This is a genomic window from Massilia sp. CFBP9026 (genome assembly GCF_034045165.1).
Classification (GTDB): Bacteria; Pseudomonadota; Gammaproteobacteria; order Burkholderiales; family Burkholderiaceae_D; genus Telluria; species Telluria arenae.
Window position 1 is genome coordinate 110,061 of the sequence record NZ_JAXCWH010000009.1, and the last position, 16,579, is coordinate 126,639.

At 64.3% G+C, this 16,579-nt stretch carries 17 protein-coding genes; 13 read left to right on the top strand and 4 right to left on the bottom strand.

What is annotated here, in order from left to right:
• The first annotated feature begins 18 nt into the window (after positions 1-18).
• Positions 19-1,005 carry an LLM class flavin-dependent oxidoreductase gene (locus tag SOM28_RS20995; RefSeq protein ID WP_123068566.1) on the top strand — a complete coding sequence of 329 codons (987 nt, stop codon included), beginning with the start codon at positions 19-21 and terminating at the stop codon, positions 1,003-1,005.
• A 15-nt stretch (positions 1,006-1,020) separates the two neighbouring features.
• Here the strand turns inward: SOM28_RS20995 and SOM28_RS21000 are convergent, their stop codons facing one another.
• The 3 genes from SOM28_RS21000 to SOM28_RS21010 all read right to left on the bottom strand — a co-directional run bounded on the left by SOM28_RS21000 (position 1,021) and on the right by SOM28_RS21010 (position 5,793).
• On the bottom strand, positions 1,021-1,614 hold the full coding sequence (locus tag SOM28_RS21000; protein WP_320469336.1) for an isochorismatase family protein: 594 nt from the start codon (positions 1,612-1,614) through the stop codon (positions 1,021-1,023).
• 80 nt (positions 1,615-1,694) lie between these two features.
• Positions 1,695-4,472: a M16 family metallopeptidase gene (locus SOM28_RS21005; RefSeq protein WP_320469337.1), complete on the bottom strand. Its 2,778-nt coding sequence runs from the start codon at positions 4,470-4,472 to the stop codon at positions 1,695-1,697.
• Positions 4,473-4,641: 169 nt separating this feature from the next.
• Complete coding sequence (locus SOM28_RS21010; RefSeq protein WP_229414861.1) at positions 4,642-5,793, bottom strand: PQQ-dependent sugar dehydrogenase; 1,152 nt, start codon at positions 5,791-5,793, stop codon at positions 4,642-4,644.
• A 159-nt stretch (positions 5,794-5,952) separates the two neighbouring features.
• Here SOM28_RS21010 and mepK point away from each other — a divergent pair, with 159 nt between their 5' ends.
• From mepK to SOM28_RS21060, 10 genes are all read left to right on the top strand, one after another.
• Positions 5,953-6,507, top strand: a complete 555-nt coding sequence (mepK, locus tag SOM28_RS21015) for a peptidoglycan L,D-endopeptidase MepK (protein ID WP_123068570.1) — start codon at positions 5,953-5,955, stop codon at positions 6,505-6,507.
• 58 nt (positions 6,508-6,565) lie between these two features.
• Entirely contained in the window at positions 6,566-7,333 is a 768-nt protein-coding gene (locus SOM28_RS21020) for a hypothetical protein (RefSeq protein ID WP_320469338.1), read from the top strand.
• Positions 7,330-7,629 (top strand): hypothetical protein, encoded by a 300-nt coding sequence (locus SOM28_RS21025; protein WP_320469339.1) that lies wholly within the window; start codon positions 7,330-7,332, stop codon positions 7,627-7,629. Before SOM28_RS21020 ends, SOM28_RS21025 begins: the two co-directional genes overlap by 4 nt.
• 119 nt (positions 7,630-7,748) lie before the next feature.
• Positions 7,749-8,261: a ferritin-like domain-containing protein gene (locus SOM28_RS21030; RefSeq protein WP_123068573.1), complete on the top strand. Its 513-nt coding sequence runs from the start codon at positions 7,749-7,751 to the stop codon at positions 8,259-8,261.
• Between the two features lie 169 nt (positions 8,262-8,430).
• Complete coding sequence (locus SOM28_RS21035) at positions 8,431-8,877, top strand: SRPBCC family protein (RefSeq protein WP_320469340.1); 447 nt, start codon at positions 8,431-8,433, stop codon at positions 8,875-8,877.
• A 16-nt stretch (positions 8,878-8,893) separates the two neighbouring features.
• Complete coding sequence (locus SOM28_RS21040; protein WP_320469341.1) at positions 8,894-10,360, top strand: PQQ-dependent sugar dehydrogenase; 1,467 nt, start codon at positions 8,894-8,896, stop codon at positions 10,358-10,360.
• 15 nt (positions 10,361-10,375) lie between these two features.
• Positions 10,376-10,819: a thioesterase family protein gene (locus SOM28_RS21045; protein ID WP_123068576.1), complete on the top strand. Its 444-nt coding sequence runs from the start codon at positions 10,376-10,378 to the stop codon at positions 10,817-10,819.
• Positions 10,820-10,936: 117 nt separating this feature from the next.
• Positions 10,937-11,542 carry an RNA polymerase sigma factor gene (locus SOM28_RS21050; protein ID WP_320469342.1) on the top strand — a complete coding sequence of 202 codons (606 nt, stop codon included), beginning with the start codon at positions 10,937-10,939 and terminating at the stop codon, positions 11,540-11,542.
• 23 nt (positions 11,543-11,565) lie between these two features.
• On the top strand, positions 11,566-12,057 hold the full coding sequence (locus SOM28_RS21055; protein WP_320469343.1) for a hypothetical protein: 492 nt from the start codon (positions 11,566-11,568) through the stop codon (positions 12,055-12,057).
• A 22-nt stretch (positions 12,058-12,079) separates the two neighbouring features.
• Entirely contained in the window at positions 12,080-13,207 is a 1,128-nt protein-coding gene (locus tag SOM28_RS21060; protein ID WP_320469344.1) for a hypothetical protein, read from the top strand.
• A 209-nt stretch (positions 13,208-13,416) separates the two neighbouring features.
• On the opposite strand, the gene SOM28_RS21065 is transcribed toward SOM28_RS21060, so the two are convergent.
• The gene (locus SOM28_RS21065; RefSeq protein ID WP_147936786.1) at positions 13,417-13,911 is read right to left on the bottom strand and encodes a DUF3016 domain-containing protein; all 495 of its coding nucleotides are present in this window, start codon (positions 13,909-13,911) and stop codon (positions 13,417-13,419) included.
• A 162-nt stretch (positions 13,912-14,073) separates the two neighbouring features.
• Between SOM28_RS21065 and SOM28_RS21070 the strand changes: the two genes are divergently transcribed.
• Entirely contained in the window at positions 14,074-14,811 is a 738-nt protein-coding gene (locus SOM28_RS21070; RefSeq protein ID WP_123068596.1) for a DNA-formamidopyrimidine glycosylase family protein, read from the top strand.
• A 191-nt stretch (positions 14,812-15,002) separates the two neighbouring features.
• Positions 15,003-16,508 carry a DUF3369 domain-containing protein gene (locus SOM28_RS21075; protein ID WP_320469345.1) on the top strand — a complete coding sequence of 502 codons (1,506 nt, stop codon included), beginning with the start codon at positions 15,003-15,005 and terminating at the stop codon, positions 16,506-16,508.
• Positions 16,509-16,579 lie beyond the last annotated feature (71 nt).

The window sequence follows — 16,579 nt, forward strand, 5'->3', positions numbered from 1 at the left end:
TCGGCGTATCATGGATCCATGATTCCTTTCTCGATACTCGACCTCTCGCCGATCGCTGAAGGCAGCGATGCGGCCACCTCGTTCCAGCGCTCGCTCGACCTCGCACAACATGGCGAACGCTGGGGTTACAACCGCTTCTGGCTGGCCGAACACCACGGCATGCCGGGCATTGCCAGCGCCGCCACCGCGGTGCTGATCGGCCACGTGGCGGCCGGCACCTCGCGCATCCGCGTGGGCGCCGGCGGCATCATGCTGCCGAACCATTCGCCGCTGGTGATCGCCGAACAATTCGGCACGCTCGAGGCGCTGCATCCGGGCCGGATCGACCTCGGCCTGGGCCGCGCGCCCGGCTCGGACCAGACCACGGCGCGCGCCCTGCGCCGCAACCTGGCGTCGGATGCCGACGAATTCCCGCAGGACGTCGTGGAGCTGATGGATTATTTCGCCGGCTCGACCCGCCGCCCGGTGCAGGCCGTGCCCGGCGCCGGCCTGGACGTGCCGGTGTGGATCCTCGGCTCGAGCCTGTTCGGCGCCCAGCTGGCGGCCCACCTCGGCCTGCCGTATGCGTTCGCCTCGCATTTCGCGCCGCAGATGATGATGCAGGCGATCGATATGTACCGCAGCAACTTCCGCCCATCGGAACAGCTCGACAAGCCCTACATCATGCTGGGCTTTAACGTGTTCGCCGCCGACACCGACGAAGAGGCGCACTTCCTGGCGACCTCGATGCAGCAGGCCTTCGTGAACCTGCGCACCGGCCGCCCGACCAAGCTCAAGCCGCCGGTGAGCGGCTACCTGGAAGCGCTCGACCTGCCCGAACGCATGATGCTCGACAGCGTGCTGTCGTGCTCGGCGATCGGCTCGCGCGTGACGGTGGCCCACCAGCTGCGCGCCTTCATCGAGAAGACCAAGCCGGACGAGCTGATGATCACCTCGCAGATCTACGACCACGCGGCGCGCCTGCGGGCCTACGAGATCACGGCGGATATCCAGCGCGCGGGTTGATCCCATTGACCGGCGTCACGCGGCGCCGGTCCCTGCCTGCAACACGTCGATCAGGGTGCGCGTCGAGCGCACCCGCCCCATCTTCGGGAAAATCTTCTCGCACGCGAAACGGTGGGCATCCGCATCGAAGCTGCTCATCGCGTCCTCCGCGAATACCAGCTTGAAGCCGAAGTCATAGGCCGCGCGTGCGGTCGACTCGACGCCGAAATTGGTGGCGATTCCTCCCATGACCAGCGTGTCGATGCCGCGCCGCCGCAGCTGCTGCTCGAGTTCGGTGCCATAGAAGGCGCCCCACTGGCGCTTGACGATGACGAGGTCTTGCGCCTCGACGCCGGCCTCCGGCGCCAGCCACGAGGCATCGGGCGGCGCCGCCGGCGCGCCCTGCGGCCGCAGCGGAGAGTCGGCCGGCACTTGCGGCAATTCGTTCAGCAACACGTGCACGTAGATGACCAGGCCGCCGCGTTCGCGCATCTCTTGCGCCAGCAGCACGCAGTTGCCGACCACGTCCTCGGCGCCGTGCGGCGCGAGTGCGTGCTTGACGTTGCTGTTCTGAAGATCGATCAGGACCAGCGCGGTATGCGCCGGGTCAAGTGTGAGTTGTTGGTCCATGAGCATTCCTCCTGCCCATAGTGTCCCCGAAAGCGGACATGCCCGGCGCACAGGCCGGGCATGCTTTCATCGAGAGACATTTACGGCAGTGGCTTGCCGTCCACGTCGATGCGGCGCACCTCGCCCAGGTTCAGGGCGCGGATGTCCTTCTCGACCTTGGCCATGTCGCCCACCACCACCCACACCAGCCGATCGGCCACGAAGCTGCGTGCGGCCAGGGCGTTGGCCTGCTGCGGCGTGAGCGCCAGCGCCTTCTCGGTAAAGGTGTTGAAGTAGTCCTCGGGCAAGCCATACTGCAGGATCGTGGAATAGGCCCCGGCCAGCTGGCCCGCGGTCTCGAAGCTGCCCGGCAGGCGCAGGGTTTTATTGTCCTGCGCGAACTTGAGCTCTTCGTTCGCGATCGGCTTGGCGCCGGCGATGTTGCGGTACTCGCCCACCAGTTCCTTCAGCGCATCGCCGGTCTTGTCGGTCTGCACCGGCGAGATGCTCACGAACTGGCGCTGGCCGATCGCCGGCGACACCTGGCTGCGCACGCCATACGACCAGTGCTTGTCCTCGCGCAGGTTCATATTGATGCGCGAGCTGAAGGTGCCGCCGAACACGTCGTTGACGAGTTCCAGCGGCAGCGCCTCTGGGCTGTTGCGCGGCGGCGCCAGCTGGCCGCCCAGGATCACGCTCTGCAGCGCGCCGGGACGGTCGACCAGGTAGACCACCGGCGCGGCACGCGGCGCCACTTCGGCAATCGCTTTCTTCGGCACCTCACCGGCTTTCCAGGCGCCAAACGCTTTCTCGAGCATCGGCTTGATCTCGGCCAGCGTGGTGTCGCCCACCACCAGCAGGGTGGCGTTGTTCGGCTTGAACCAGGTCGCGTGGTACCTGGCCAGGTCGGCGCGGGTCATGCGCTTGACGGCGTCTTCGGTGCCGGTGCCGGTGCCCGGCTTGGCGTACACGTGATCCTGGCCGTACAGCAGCGCCGGCGCCACGCGCATCGCGATCGATTGCGGATCGGATTTTTCGCGCGCGATCGCGGCCAGGCGGTCCTGCTGCAGGCGCGCGAACTCATTCTGCGGGAAGGCGGGGTTGAGCACCAGGTCCGAATACAGGTTCAGCGCCTGCGGCAAGGTGGCCTTGAGCGCGTTCATGGAAACGAAGGCGCCATCGAGATTGGTGCCGGCGCCAAAGCTCGCACCCAGGCTTTCCAGCTCCTCGCCGATCTGCAGCGATTTGCGGCTGCCCGTGCCTTCTTCGAGCATGCGCAGAGCCAGGCTGGCCACGCCGGGCATGTCAGCGCTGTCCGAGGCGTAGCCGCTATCGACCAGCATCTGCAGGTTGACAATCGGTGCCTCATGGCGCTCGGCCAGCACCACCTTCAGGCCGTTCGACAGGGTGGTGCGCTGCATCGGCGGCAGCTTGAGCGACATCGCCTTGCCGGTGTCCGGCGCCTTGCTGCGGTCCAGGCCGGTTTGCGTAGCGGCCAGGCCGGTCGGGAACGGGTCGATCTGCAGCACGAAGTCGCCGTCGCTGAGCCAGTCGTTCATGGCCTTCTTCACCATGGCCGGAGTCGCGTCCTTGATGCGCTGCAGATAGACCTTGTAGCAGTCCGGATTGCCGGTATAGGTCTCGCACGAGGCCAGCAGGTCGCTCTTGCCGCCGAAGCCGCCGACACGCTCGATCATGCGCGTGTACTGAGCCAGGGTCGCGGTCTTGGCCAGGCGCAGTTCAGCCTCGGTGGGGCCGTTCTTCATCAACGCGCGCAGCTCTTCGTCGGCGATGCGTTCCATCTTCTTGACGTCGCCGCCCGGACGCGCGGTCAGGGTCATGCTGAACTGGCCGCCGATCTCGGACGAGCTGTCGCTTGCGGTAGCACTGGTGGCCAGTTGATCCTGATACACCAGGCGTTTGTAAAGGCGCGAGGTCTTGCCGCCGCCCAGCACGCGCGCGGCCAGGTCGAGCAGCGCTTCCTCTTGCGTGTGCGCGCCCGGCACATTCCAGGTGCGGTAGATGCGCGATTGCGGCACGCGGTCCTGCGCCACCGTGCGGTGGGTGCCGGTGCGCTTGGCGATCCAGGCGTCATGCTTGGCCAGCGGCGGGCCGGGCGGGATCGCGCCATAGAAACGCTCGACCTTCTCGCGCGCTTCTTCCGGCGAGATATCGCCCGACAGCACTAGCACCGTGTTGTTCGGGCCATAGTTCTGCTTGAACCAATCCTGCACGTCGGTCATCGAAGCCGCGTCGAGGTCTTCCATCTTGCCGATCACGGTCCAGGAATACGGGTGGCCGGCCGGGTAGGTATTGGTGGTCAGGAGTTCCCAGGCGATGCCATAGGGCTGGTTCTCGTACTGGCGTTTTTCGTTCTGCACCACGCCGCGCTGGATGTCGAGCTTCTTCTTGTCGACCGTGCCCAGCAGATGGCCCATGCGGTCGCTCTCGGCGAACAGCGCATAGTCGAGCATCGAGGTCGGCACGTTCTGGAAGTAATTGGTGCGGTCCTGGTTCGTCGTGCCGTTGAGGTCGGTCGCGCCGATACGCTCCATCGCGTTCAGGTAGGTATGGTTGAAGTTGTCGCTGCCGCTGAACATCAGGTGTTCGAACAGGTGGGCGAAGCCGGTCTTGCCCACTTTCTCATTCTTCGAACCGACGTGGTACCAGGTATTGATCGCCACCACCGGCGTCTTGCGGTCTTCGTGGACCAGAACCGTCAGCCCGTTCTTGAGCGTGAATTTGGTGTACTTGATATCCGGGATCGGGATGTCCGGCGTGGCAGCCGGTTTTGCCGGCGCGGCCTGGAGGGAAGACGTGCCAAACGCTAGCGCGAGCGCTGCGGCCAGGCCGATGGTGCGACGAACGGAAACTGCCATGCTGCTCCTCCTGAATGGGTCGGGACGGGAATGAAACGCACAAGGCGCGCCTCAGGGACGCGCCTTGCAAACATTCATTCTAGGCAGGTTTCACGTTGTCAACAAACAAAAACATGTGTGCATACGCCAGTCTGGCGTCACTTCATGCGCCGCGCATTACTTGGGGACCTCAGCGCGGCACGATCCGCAGCAGGCTGCCCTTGGCTTCATCGGTCAGTACGTACAGCACGCCGTCCGGGCCCTGGCGCACGTCGCGCACGCGCTTGCCAACTGGCAGCAGTTCCTGGGCCGTCACCTTGCCCTGGGCGTCGAGCTGGACCCGGCGCACGTCCTGGCCGGCCAGGCTGCCGCTGAACAGGCTGCCCTGCCATTGCGGGAAGGCTTTACCCGTATAGAAGGCCAGGCCCGACGGCGCCGGCGACGGCGTCCATACGACGATCGGCTGCACCGTGCCCGGCACCACCTTCATGCCGATCGGCTCGCGCGTGCCGTAGTCCAGCGTATAGCTTTGCAGCGGCCAGCCGTAGTTGTTGCCGGCCTCGATCACATTGATCTCGTCGCCGCCGCGCGAGCCGTGTTCGTTGGCGTAGACACGGCCGCTCTTCGGATCGCGCGCCAGGCCCTGCACGTTGCGGTGGCCGTAGCTGTAGATTTCGGGGCGGGCGTTGTCCTTGCCAGCGAATGCCCCCTTGCCGACCGGCTGGCCGGCGTCCGTCAGGTGCAGGATCTTGCCCGTGTGCGAAGCCAGGCTCTGGGCCTGGTCGCGCGCCAGCATATTGCCGATGCGCTGGGGCGTATTGCCGCCATCGCCGATGCTCATCAGGATGGTGTTATCGGGCAGGAACAACAGGCGTGAGCCGAAGTGCTGGCCGCCGTTCTTGGCGAGGTTAACCGCGAAGATCTGCTTGATGCCGGTCACGCGCTTGCCATCGAACACGCCCTGCACCAGCACGGTCCGGTTCTCGTCGTCAGTGCCGCTGGACATCGTCAGGTAGATGCGCGGATTGGTTTTATCGGCGGGATGGACCGCGATGTCGAGCAGGCCGCCCTGGCCGCTGGCGTACAGGTTCGGCAAACCGTCGAGAGGAATTTGCTCGAAGCTCTTGCCGTTCAAGACATGCAGCGTGCCCTGCTTGCCGGTAACGAGCATGCGGCCATCCGGCAGCCACGCCATGCCCCAGGGTTGCGGCGCGCCGGTGGCGACCGTTTCGAGCTTCCAGCCCTTGGCCAGTGGCGGCTTGTCGACCGGCGTTACCTCTTGCGCCACGGCGGCTACGCCGACCGTTGCCAGTGTGGCGGCCAGAACTAGTTTTTTGCTCAAGAACTTCCTGACAATACTCGGCATGACTTCCTCTTTTAAAAAACGTTAAACAGTTGACATCGTAGCTGATTCGCCTCAATTTGCGACATTTTGTCTGCACAATTACGGCAATCGGCGTATCATTGATGGTTCACTGAACCAGCGTAAGGACTCCCTTCAATGATCCAGCGACGCTCCTTCCTCAAGAGCTCCCTCCTCCTCGCTTCATCCTCCCTCGCCCTTCCAACCCTTGCCAAGAATACATCACCTGACAGCAGTATCCTGTCCGGCGAGTGCTGCCTGCGTTTCTATAACACGCACACCGGCGAGAAGCTGACGAGCACGTTCTGGGCCGAAGGCGAGTTCGATCAGGGCGCCCTGAAGGACATCAACAAAGTGCTGCGCGACCACCGCAGCAACAAGATTGCAGAGATCGATCCGCAACTGCTGCTGCTGCTCGGCCAGCTCAATGGCAAGCTCGACAACAGCAAGGAACTGCACATCATCTCGGGCTACCGCGCGCCGGAATCGAACGCCTTCCTGCGCAGCCACGGCAGCGGCGGTGTCGCCAAGCGCAGCCTGCACATGGATGGCAAGGCGATCGACATCCGCCTGCCGGGCACCGACCTGCGCAACCTGCAGAAAGCGGCGATGTCGCTCAAGGGCGGCGGCGTCGGCTATTACGCCAGCTCGCAGTTCGTCCACATGGATACCGGCCGCGTCCGGTATTGGTAAGACCTTGACGCGGCAGATCGTCCGCGTTGTTGCTTCGCTTGCCATGGGCTCCGCGCTCATGGCCGCTTCCTTCTGCCTGCCGGCCCATGCCGCCGGCCAGAACACCGTCACCGTCAAGTCCACCCGCGACCCGGTCGACAAGTCCTACCGCAAAATGATCCGCGGCATGGAACGCTTCGAGCGCGAACGCGCCTTCGCCCCTAACGCCACCCTGCGCTTCCAGTTGCTGCCACGCCTGCCATCGACGGACATGCGCGGCATCACATTGCGCATCGCCGGCGACACCGTGTCGGTGCCGGTGCCTGTCGACGAGGACAATTTCTTCGTCCTGCCGCGTCATGCGCAAGCCCTGCAGGAAGACGCCGCCGTGCTCGCCAGCCGCAAGACCGCCAGCATGACCTGGCGCGCGCGCATCGAAACTCCCGGTTTGCCAGACGGCACGCGGCGCCTGGGCGACCTGCGCCTGGAATGCCGGGTCGGCAAGGAAGCCGGCCTGGTCTCGAACAGCTCGCCGCTGTTCGGCTGGATCTCGGATGCGCTGAACACGCCCGAGGGCGTGTGCACCAGCCCGGACGGCAACTACCTGTTCTTCGCCGAGCGGCCGATCTTCGCGGTCACGCTGCGCGCGGGCGAGCGGGTTGAAACATTGCCCTTCAATATGCTGTATGCCGGCGGCGAGCAGACGCCCGACATGCTGCCCTTCTGCGACTGCCAGGTGCTGCTCGACCGCACTTATTATGTGCCGCTGTGGGATGCGAGCTGGCCCGACGATACGCTGGTCGAGTTCGAATACATGGTCGATGCGCCGGCCGGGGTGGCGCCATGAAGCTGCGCCTGTTGCTGTGCGCGGCGCTGCTGGCGGGTTGCGCGACACAACCGGCGCCACCGGGTTCCGTCGTCGCGGCCGAGCGGCTGTCGGCGGCTGTGGTGGCCGGACGCACCACGAGGGCGGAACTGCTGGCCGCCTTCGGTCCGACGAAAAGCGTGCGCTTCGACAGCGGCTATGAAGCCTGGGTCTACCAGTCGCCGGCCGGTGGTGGGCAATTCTCCGAATTCGTCGTGCTGGTCGATCCTTCAGGCGTCGTCAGCAAGACGCGCACACGCGCGCCATCAACACAGTGAACTGCCGGTGCGCCGGATTCATCGACAGTGTGTAGCACCTAACAAACGTGATTCCCGAACTCTGCGATGGTATTGGCAGGGCGAACTCCGCCACCTGTCCACACATTCACGGAGGAATCATGGCTACTACTGCAAACGACAATTTCAACGATTGGCTGCGCGATGCCCACGCAATGGAAAAGCAGGCCGAGCAGATGCTGACCGCGCAGGCCGAGCGCCTCGAACATTATCCTGAGCTGCGCGCGCGCATCGTCCAGCACATCGACGAGACCCGCTGGCAGCACAGCGTGCTCGATGAAATCCTGGCCCGCCGCGGCACCGACAACTCGGTCCTGAAGGACATCGGCGCCCGCCTGGTGGCCTTCGGCCAGGCCGTGGGCGGCATGGCGGCCAGCGACGAAGTCGTCAAGGGCGCGATGGCCGGTTATGTGTTCGAGAACGTCGAGATCGCGAGCTATACCGCGCTGATCGCGGCGGCGAAATCGGTGGGCGATGCCGCGACTCAGGCCCAGCTGGAGCAGATCCTGGAACAGGAAAAGGCGATGGCGGCCTGGCTGCTGGATCACCTGCCGCAGATCACCCAGGCCTTCCTGGCGCGCTCGGCCACCCCGGGCGTCGAAGCGAAGAAGTAATCGCACATAGTTGACGCTGCCCATCTATTGGGCAGAGATAATGGTTTGGAATGGTGCGGTGTGTGCTGTTCCAAACCATTTTTTTGCACCGGTGTCGAATTCTGGAGTGTTGCTTCGTCGTAGTATTCAGAGGGATGTCCTCTATTACTGCCACATAAGGAGACCAGCCATGGCCACCAGTACCGTTGAGCTGCACCGCGTATTCAAGTCGACCCCAGAACGCCTGTTCCGCGCCTTCACCACTCCAGGCGCCTATGCGAAATGGCTGCCGCCCTATGGCTTCTTCGGCACTGTCCATGAGATGGATGGCCGGGTCGGCGGCCGCTACAAGATGTCCTTCACCAACCTCACGAACGGCCGCAGCGAGTCCTTCGGCGGAGAATACCTGGAGCTGGAGCCCGGCAAACGCGTGCGCTACACGGCCGAGTTCGACGACCCGCAACTGCCCGGCCAGATGCAGACCACGGTCGTGATGCGCGAAGTGCTGTGCGGGGTCGAGGTGCATATCACGCAAGAAGGCATTCCGTCCCAGATTCCGGTCGAGCTATGCTACCTGGGCTGGCAAGAGTCGCTCGAACAACTGGCGAAACTGGTCGAGCCCGAGATCCGGGACTGAGCGCGCGGAGGCGGCCATGCGCATCGAGCATCTGCGGACCATGCTGTTGCTGTTCGGCGCCATGCTGATCGGCATGGTCCTGCTTGCCTGCGGCGGCGGTGGCGGCAGCCCGGGCGTCACCGGCGCGGTCCCGCCACCGGCCAGCACCGGTTCGCTGGCCGTCAGCGCCAGCGGCTTGCCGGCCGGCGTCAATGCCGCCTTGCGTGTTACCGGCCCCAACAACTACCTGCAAGAGCTGACCCAGTCCCAAACCCTCGGCAACCTGGCGCCCGGCAGCTATAACGTGTCGGCCTCGCCGGTCACGAGCGGCGGCGTCACCTATCAGCCGGCGCCGGCCTCGCAAGCGGCGACCATCAGCGCGGGCGCCACCACGGCCGCCACGGTGAGCTATGGCAGCGGCCCGCTGACACTCGTCACGACCCAGGTCGTCGCCGGGCTCGACTACCCGACCTGGCTGACCGCCCCGCCTGGCGAGCGCCGCCTGTTCGTCACCGAGCGGCCGGGCCGGGTGCGCATCGTCGACAACGGCAGCACGCGCGACCAGCCCTACCTCGACATCGGCGCGCGCGTGTCCACCGAAGGCGAAGGCGGCCTGCTGTCGCTCGCCTTCGATCCGCAGTTCGACCGCAACGGGTATTTCTACGTCTACTACACCGACTTGCAGCGCAATATCGTGGTCGAGCGCTTCAGCGCCGGCGCCACGGCGACGGCCGCCAATCCGACCTCCGGCCTGGTCATCCTGCGCATTCCGCATCCGACTTACCAGAACCATTTCGGCGGCCAGCTCGCCTTCGGCCCGGATGGCTATCTGTACCTGGGTACCGGCGATGGCGGCGGTGGCGGCGACCCGCTAGGCAATGCGCGCAACCTGGCCAGCCTGCTCGGCAAGCTGCTGCGCATCGACGTTGCGGGCGCTACCGCGGCCCAGCCCTATGCGATCCCGGCCGGCAATCCCTACCGCGACGAGGCCGGGCGCCGCCCCGAGATCTGGGCTTTTGGCCTACGCAATCCGTGGCGCTTCAGCTTCGACGCCAGCCAGCTCTACCTGACGGACGTCGGCCAGGACCTGCGCGAAGAAGTCAATATCGTGGCCGCAGGCCAGGCCGGCCTGGACTATGGCTGGAACGTCTTGGAGGGGACGCTGTGCTACGCCGCCACAACCTGCGAGCGTGCCGGGCTGACCTTACCCGTGTTCGAATACGATCATGGCGCGAACGACGTCAACGGCTGCTCGATCACCGGCGGTTTCGTGTACCGCGGCCGCGCCCTGCCCGAGCTGGCGGGCCGTTATTTTTATTCCGATTACTGTGGCGGCTACCTGAAAAGTTTCCTTGTCACGGGCACCAGCATCGTCGAACAGCGCGATTGGGAGATCGACGACATCGGCCCCGTCGTGTCCTTCGGCCGGGATGCCGAAGGCGAGCTGTACTTACTCACGAGTGGCGGGGCCATCCATAAAATTGGACGCGGCGCCACACAATGAGTTTAGAATAAAGAGATGGCACGCTTACAACTCAATCTTCCCGAAGACCAGTTTTACTATTCGACGCAGCTGACGGTAAGGGTCACGGACATCAACGCCGCCAACCACCTGGGCAATGAATCGATGATCGCGATGATCTCCGAAGCCAGGGCGCGCTTCCTGTTCGAATTCGGTGTCGCCGAGACCGAGCGCGACGGCAATGGCATCATCGTCACCGACCTGGCCGCGACCTACCGCGCCGAAGCGTATGGACGCGACCAGTTGCTGTTCGAAGTCGGCGTCATGGATTTCAATAAATACGGCGGCGACCTGATCTTCCGCATCACCCGCCCGCGCGACAAGACCCTCATCGCCATGGCCAAGTCCGGCTTCGTCTTCTACAACTACAAGTCCAGCCAGGTTTGCTATATGCCGGAGGACTTCCGCAACAAATTCGAACGCGTGAACTGGATCGACTGAGTCGGCCACCACTCATAGGCACGCCCCGTCCCGGTTTCCGGCACGGGGCGTTTTGTTTTTTAAAAATAATTGGAACTTTTTGAGGCCCCCGGCGGAATACAAGAAAAGAAGACTGCCATGACCTTGACGACAGACCAAACTGACACCGAACTGCTGCGCCAGGTCCACGCCGGACAGGCCGATGCATTCACGGCGCTGTACCGGAGACACCAGGGGCCCTTGTACCGCTATGCGCTGCTGCGCTGCGGCTCGGGCGAAGCGGCGGCCGACATCGTGCAGGAAGCCTTCATGGGCCTGCTGACGGGACGGCTCGGCTACGACCCGCTGCGCGGCCAGTTGCAGCACTTCCTGTTCGGCGTGGCGCGCAACCTCGCGCTCAAGCTGGACGAGACGCGCCAGCGCCATCCGCAGTTGCCCGAACCCTCGGACGATGACGGTGAGCTGGAGCTGGACACCGCCAGCGACGCCGCCGGACCCCTGGCGCGGCTGCTCGGAAACGAAATGGCGGAAGAAGTACGGCGAGGCCTATCGCTACTGCCGCCGCACTACCGCGATCCGGTGATCCTGTACGAGCTGCATGACCTGTCGTACCAGGAAATCGCCACTGTCTGCCAGGTGGACATCGGCACCGTGCGCTCGCGGCTGGCGCGTGGACGACAGGCGCTGGCCAAGCGGCTGCACGGGCTGCAAGGCACACCGTCGAACGATGCGCATCTCGCATGAAGCCAAAGATGCTGGAAGGAAGAATGATGAACGACCACAACGACAATCCCGACCCACGACTCGCCGCCGGCTTCGCCGCGCTGCGCGCCGAGCTGGCCGGACACGACGCGCCACGCTGCGTGGAAAAGGAGTTGATGCAGGCCTTCGCCCGCCAGTTCCCCAAAAAGCAGCCCTGGTACCGCAAGCTGTCGCTGCCCCAATGGGGCACGGCCGGCGCCCTGGCATCGATGTGTGGGGTGGCGCTGCTGCTGGCGCTGTCGCCGCACCAGGCGGTCACGATCGGCGCGCCGGTGATCGGCTTTGACGACGGCGCCGCCTTCATCGCCCTCGAATCGCTGGAACGGATCGAGAGCGAGCCTTATACCCGGGTGGTCGAGGCCGAGCTGCCGCAGAGCGCGCTGGCGCCGCTGGGCATGCCGCTCAATCCGCAGACCGCGGGCGAGACGGTGCGCGCCGAAATGCTGGTGGCGCAGGACGGCCATCCCCTGGCGGTGCGCCTGAGCGCCGTCAACTGACACGATTGACTGTGAGGACTGTATGAAGACCAAAAACATCCTGATCGCCACCCTGCTGGCAACCGCCTTTGCTCCGGCCCTGGCCGAGGACTACACGATCGACCAGGGTAGCGACGGCGAACGCCGCATCGTGATCCGCCAGGGCACGGTGACCCTGCCGCCCGGCCAGCAGGCCGCGCAGCGCGCCGGCGACACCACCACCCTGACCGCATCGATGCTCAGGATCTCGAGCTCCGGCATCGTCAAGAACGCACCCTACAGCGCCGAAGCGGTCTCGGAGAGCATGCAGCGGCTGGCGGACGGCAACCAGATCGTCAACACCTCACGCTCGATGCAATATCGCGACGCCGCCGGCCGCACCCGCACCGAGGTGCACGGCGAGGACGGCGAGGTGCGCACCGTCACCATCAGCGACCCGGTCGAAGGCGCGCGCTGGATCCTGAACCCGCAGCGCAAGAGCGCCACGCGCCTCGACATGAAGTCCGAGCTCGCCCGAGCCGAAGCGGATGCCGCGCGCGCCGCGGCGACGCAGGCCCGGATCGCCGCGGCCCAGGCCCGCGCCCAGGCGGAAGGCGCGCGCGCCATCGCCGACCAGCAACGGCGCGCGGCCGACCAGACGCGCGAGCGCATCGATCAGCTACGCAAGGAAGGCAAGCTGCCCGAAGGCACGCACGTCATCGTCAAGGACGTCCAGCGCGGCCTGGACGCGACCGAGGTGCGCGTGCGCGTTGCCCAGCCGGCCGCTGCGGCCATGCCGGCGGCGCGGGCGATGTCGGCCCAGATCGCGCCGATGATCATCGGCGCCGTCAACGATGGGAAATGGTCGGCCAAGGCGGTCACACGCGAACTGGACGGACGCGATTTCTCGGGCGTGCGCGCCGAGGGCAACCAGCGCAGCTACACGATCCCGGCCGGCGAGATCGGCAACCGCGCGCCGATCGAGGTCAGCAGCGAAACCTGGTATTCGCCCGAGCTGCAGGTGACGGTGTACCACAAGCGCAGCGATCCGCGCAGCGGCGACGTGGTGTACCGGCTCGACAAGCTCAAGCGCGGCGAACCACCTGCAGCGTTGTTCAGCGTTCCATCGGACTACACGGTTCGCGATCCGCTCAAGGTGAGCAGTACCAAGACGGGCGGCAAGGACGATTAACGGCTGGCCTACCCGCAATCTGGACTTTTTTCGTCAGCCCCAAAACGTCGTCCCCGCGGAGGCGGGGACCCAAGTGCTGCAAACGTCGTCGCAACGCTTGCAAGATTGGGTCCCCGCCTGTGCGGGGAGTCGTTACTGCCAGTGGCAGCAACGACGTGCTGAGGACAACGGCAGGTTTGCCGTTATCGGTTTATCGGAGAACTGACCACTCAACTCCCCCGCTTCTTGGCCAGGATGGTCTTGTCGAACCACTCATCGATCATGCGCTTCTCGGCGCGCAAGCTGTCGCTGTCCGACATGCGGTTGATGCGCTGCATATAGTTCATGTCGGCCAGCCGTGCGTCGCCGCCCTTGAGCACCTGCCCGTTCTGGGTCAGCGAATAACGCAGGTTGATGATCGGCCAATCCGCCGTGCCCTTCAGGATGCGCAGCTCACGGCCGCCGCGGAAGTTCGGGTACTCGCGGCCGGCGAGGTCGATGTCGGTGACGTCGATCGTCAGGTCCTGGCCTTCCGGCAGCTGGGCGCCCAGCTTGGTGAAATAGTCGCTCAAATCCTTGAGCACCTGCTCGCGCTCCCACGGCGCGAAAGGCAGGTCGGCAAACTTGTCGGATTCGATGTAATTCACGGTGACGCCGGCCGACGCGGCGCCGGCTGTCAGTGCGAACAGGCCCGCGAAGGCCGTTTTCATCAGTAATGATTTCATCGCTAGCTCCTTGGATTGCTTTTATCGTTCGTATTCCATTGAAATATACGCCGCTTCATGCAGCCGTGCCCGTCTCGAATCGTCGTAGTTTGTATCCAAATGTTAGGCCCCGCACATGAGCAATAGATGGTGCAAGCTGAGAATGGCACAAGGGAGAATTCCATGCCAGAAGGTCCATCGCTCGTCATCCTGAAGGAACAATCGGCCCGTTTCGTGGGCCAGGACATCGTGCGCGCCGGCGGCAACGTCCGCGCCGTCGACCCGGGGCGGCTGGTGGGCCAGCGCATCGTCGGCCTGCATACCTGGGGCAAGCATTTCCTGATCGAGACGCCCGAGCTCATCCTGCGCATCCATTTTTTGCTGTTCGGTACCTACCGCATCGACGAGCGGCGCGACAAGGAGCCGAGACTGTCGATCGAGACGAAAGACGGCGGCGAAATGAATTTCTACGCCTGCGCGGTTCGCGAGATCGACCGCGCGACCTTCGAGGCCTACGATTTCAGCGCCGACGTCATGTCGGACAGCTGGGATCCGAAACAGGCGCGCAAGAAGCTGCGCGCGCAGCCCGAGTTGCTGGCCTGCGACGCCCTGCTCGACCAGGACATTTTTTCAGGCGTCGGCAACATCATCAAGAACGAGGTGCTGTTTCGCATCCGCGTTCATCCGCTGTCGACCATGGGGGCGCTGCCGGCGCCCAAGCTGCGCGCCCTCGTCGATGAGGCGCGCCAGTACAGCTTCGATTTCCTCGGCTGGAAAAAAGCGTTCGTGCTCAAGCAGCACTGGCTGGCCCATGCCAAGAAGATCTGCCCTCGCTGCGATATTCCTTTCAAAAAAGCCAATCTCGGCAATACACGACGGCGCGCCTTTTATTGCGAACGTTGTCAAAAACTCTATGCCTGAGGCATGCTGTCTACTGCCTGCAACAGACCTATCACTTTCGCCAGAGTAGCTGTTACATTGTCGCTGCACAATTTCAATATTGCCTGTTGTTAAGGGTCATGTGTCGTACTACAATCGACTTGACTCTGGGCTACGTTTGCGTTCAGAAATTGCATGTCCAGACAACTTTTCCCACGATATCGGATTCGTCTATGTCCTTCCTGTCTTCCGCTGCGCCCAAGCTCGCACCCTGGAAAGTATTGCTGGTCGATGACGAACCGGACATCCACGACATTACCAAGCTGACCCTGGCGCGCTTTCGACTGGACGGCCGTGCGCTCTCCTTCGTGCATGCCTACAGCGGCGCCGAGGCGAAGGAGGTGCTCGCGCGCGAGAAGGACATCGCGCTGGTCTTCCTGGACGTGGTGATGGAGCGCGAGGACAGCGGCCTGGAAGTAGCGCGCTGGATGCGCCATGAGCTCGACAATCAATTTACCCGCATCGTGCTGCGTACCGGCCAGCCGGGCCAGGCGCCCGAGGAACGCGTGATCGTCGACTACGACATCAACGACTACAAGGAAAAGACCGAGCTCGACCGCACCAAGCTGTTTACGACCACCTTCGCCGCCCTGCGCGCCTACCGCGACATCATGAAGGTCGAGGAAGCGCGCCGCGTGCAGCAGACCTACCGCGAAGGCCTGGAACGGGTGATCGCGGCCTCCGCCCACATTTTCCAGCAACGCAACCTGAAGGACTTCGCCAACGGCCTGCTGCAGCAGGTGGTGGCCCTGCTGCGCCTGGAACAGAGCATGCTGCTGCGCCTGAAGGCCGCCAGCGTGATCACCGGCACCAGCCAGTACGAGGTGCTGGCCCAGATCGGCGAGATGGGCGAGGAAGAGATCGGCCCGGAGTTGCTCAGCCAGCTGGACGACGCGCGCCACAACCGCATCTCGCGCCTGCACGGCGACACCTACGTCGGCTACTTCCCGAACAATAGCGGCAAGGCCTCGCTACTGGTGCTCAAGGGCGTGGACGAGATCTCGGACATCGATGCCCAGTTGCTGGAGGTGTTCTGCTCGGGCGTGGCAATCGCCTTCGACAACATCCTCTTGAACCAGGAAATCACCGATACCCAGGCCGAACTGATCCTGCGCCTGGGCGACGTGGTCGAATCGCGTTCGCACGAGGCCGGCAACCACGTGCGCCGCATGTCCCAGGTCTGCCACATGCTGGCCCAGGCCTCGGGCATGCCGGAAGACGAAACGGCGGTCTTGATGCACGCCGCGCCGATGCACGACGTGGGCAAGATCGCCACGCCCGACGCGGTGCTGCTCAAGCCGGGCAAGCTCACCGAAGAAGAGTGGGAAATCATGAAGCAGCACCCGACCATCGGGCTGCAGATCCTGGACGGCTCCCAGCGCCCGATCCTGAAAGCGGCGGCGGTGATCGCCCACCAGCACCACGAGAAATTCGACGGCAGCGGCTATCCGCAAGGCCTGCGCGGCGAAGCGATCCACCCGTATGCGCGCATCGTGGCGGTGGCCGACGTGTTCGACGCGCTGAGCCACAAGCGCTGCTACAAGGATGCGTGGCCGCCGGCGAAGGTGACCGAACACCTGCGCGAAGTGGCGGGGCATCATCTGGATCCGCAATATGTCGATCTGCTGATCAAGAATATGGATAAGGCGCTGGCGATTAACGAGAAGTGGCCGGATTAAACTGACCCACGCACACCCGTCGTTCCCGCGCAGGCGGGAACCTAAGTCGCTCGAATAGCCACAACGGCGAT

Excerpts from the sequence above, each read along its gene's own strand:
- SOM28_RS20995 (WP_123068566.1), top strand. The coding sequence starts at position 19 with ATGATTCCTTTCTCGATACTCGACCTCTCGCCGATCGCTGAAGGCAGC.
- SOM28_RS21000 (WP_320469336.1), bottom strand. The coding sequence starts at position 1,614 with ATGGACCAACAACTCACACTTGACCCGGCGCATACCGCGCTGGTCCTG.
- SOM28_RS21005 (WP_320469337.1), bottom strand. The coding sequence starts at position 4,472 with ATGGCAGTTTCCGTTCGTCGCACCATCGGCCTGGCCGCAGCGCTCGCG.
- mepK (WP_123068570.1), top strand. The coding sequence starts at position 5,953 with ATGATCCAGCGACGCTCCTTCCTCAAGAGCTCCCTCCTCCTCGCTTCA.
- SOM28_RS21020 (WP_320469338.1), top strand. The coding sequence starts at position 6,566 with ATGGCCGCTTCCTTCTGCCTGCCGGCCCATGCCGCCGGCCAGAACACC.
- SOM28_RS21025 (WP_320469339.1), top strand. The coding sequence starts at position 7,330 with ATGAAGCTGCGCCTGTTGCTGTGCGCGGCGCTGCTGGCGGGTTGCGCG.
- SOM28_RS21030 (WP_123068573.1), top strand. The coding sequence starts at position 7,749 with ATGGCTACTACTGCAAACGACAATTTCAACGATTGGCTGCGCGATGCC.
- SOM28_RS21035 (WP_320469340.1), top strand. The coding sequence starts at position 8,431 with ATGGCCACCAGTACCGTTGAGCTGCACCGCGTATTCAAGTCGACCCCA.
- SOM28_RS21040 (WP_320469341.1), top strand. The coding sequence starts at position 8,894 with ATGCGCATCGAGCATCTGCGGACCATGCTGTTGCTGTTCGGCGCCATG.
- SOM28_RS21045 (WP_123068576.1), top strand. The coding sequence starts at position 10,376 with ATGGCACGCTTACAACTCAATCTTCCCGAAGACCAGTTTTACTATTCG.
- SOM28_RS21050 (WP_320469342.1), top strand. The coding sequence starts at position 10,937 with ATGACCTTGACGACAGACCAAACTGACACCGAACTGCTGCGCCAGGTC.
- SOM28_RS21055 (WP_320469343.1), top strand. The coding sequence starts at position 11,566 with ATGATGAACGACCACAACGACAATCCCGACCCACGACTCGCCGCCGGC.
- SOM28_RS21060 (WP_320469344.1), top strand. The coding sequence starts at position 12,080 with ATGAAGACCAAAAACATCCTGATCGCCACCCTGCTGGCAACCGCCTTT.
- SOM28_RS21065 (WP_147936786.1), bottom strand. The coding sequence starts at position 13,911 with ATGAAATCATTACTGATGAAAACGGCCTTCGCGGGCCTGTTCGCACTG.
- SOM28_RS21070 (WP_123068596.1), top strand. The coding sequence starts at position 14,074 with ATGCCAGAAGGTCCATCGCTCGTCATCCTGAAGGAACAATCGGCCCGT.
- SOM28_RS21075 (WP_320469345.1), top strand. The coding sequence starts at position 15,003 with ATGTCCTTCCTGTCTTCCGCTGCGCCCAAGCTCGCACCCTGGAAAGTA.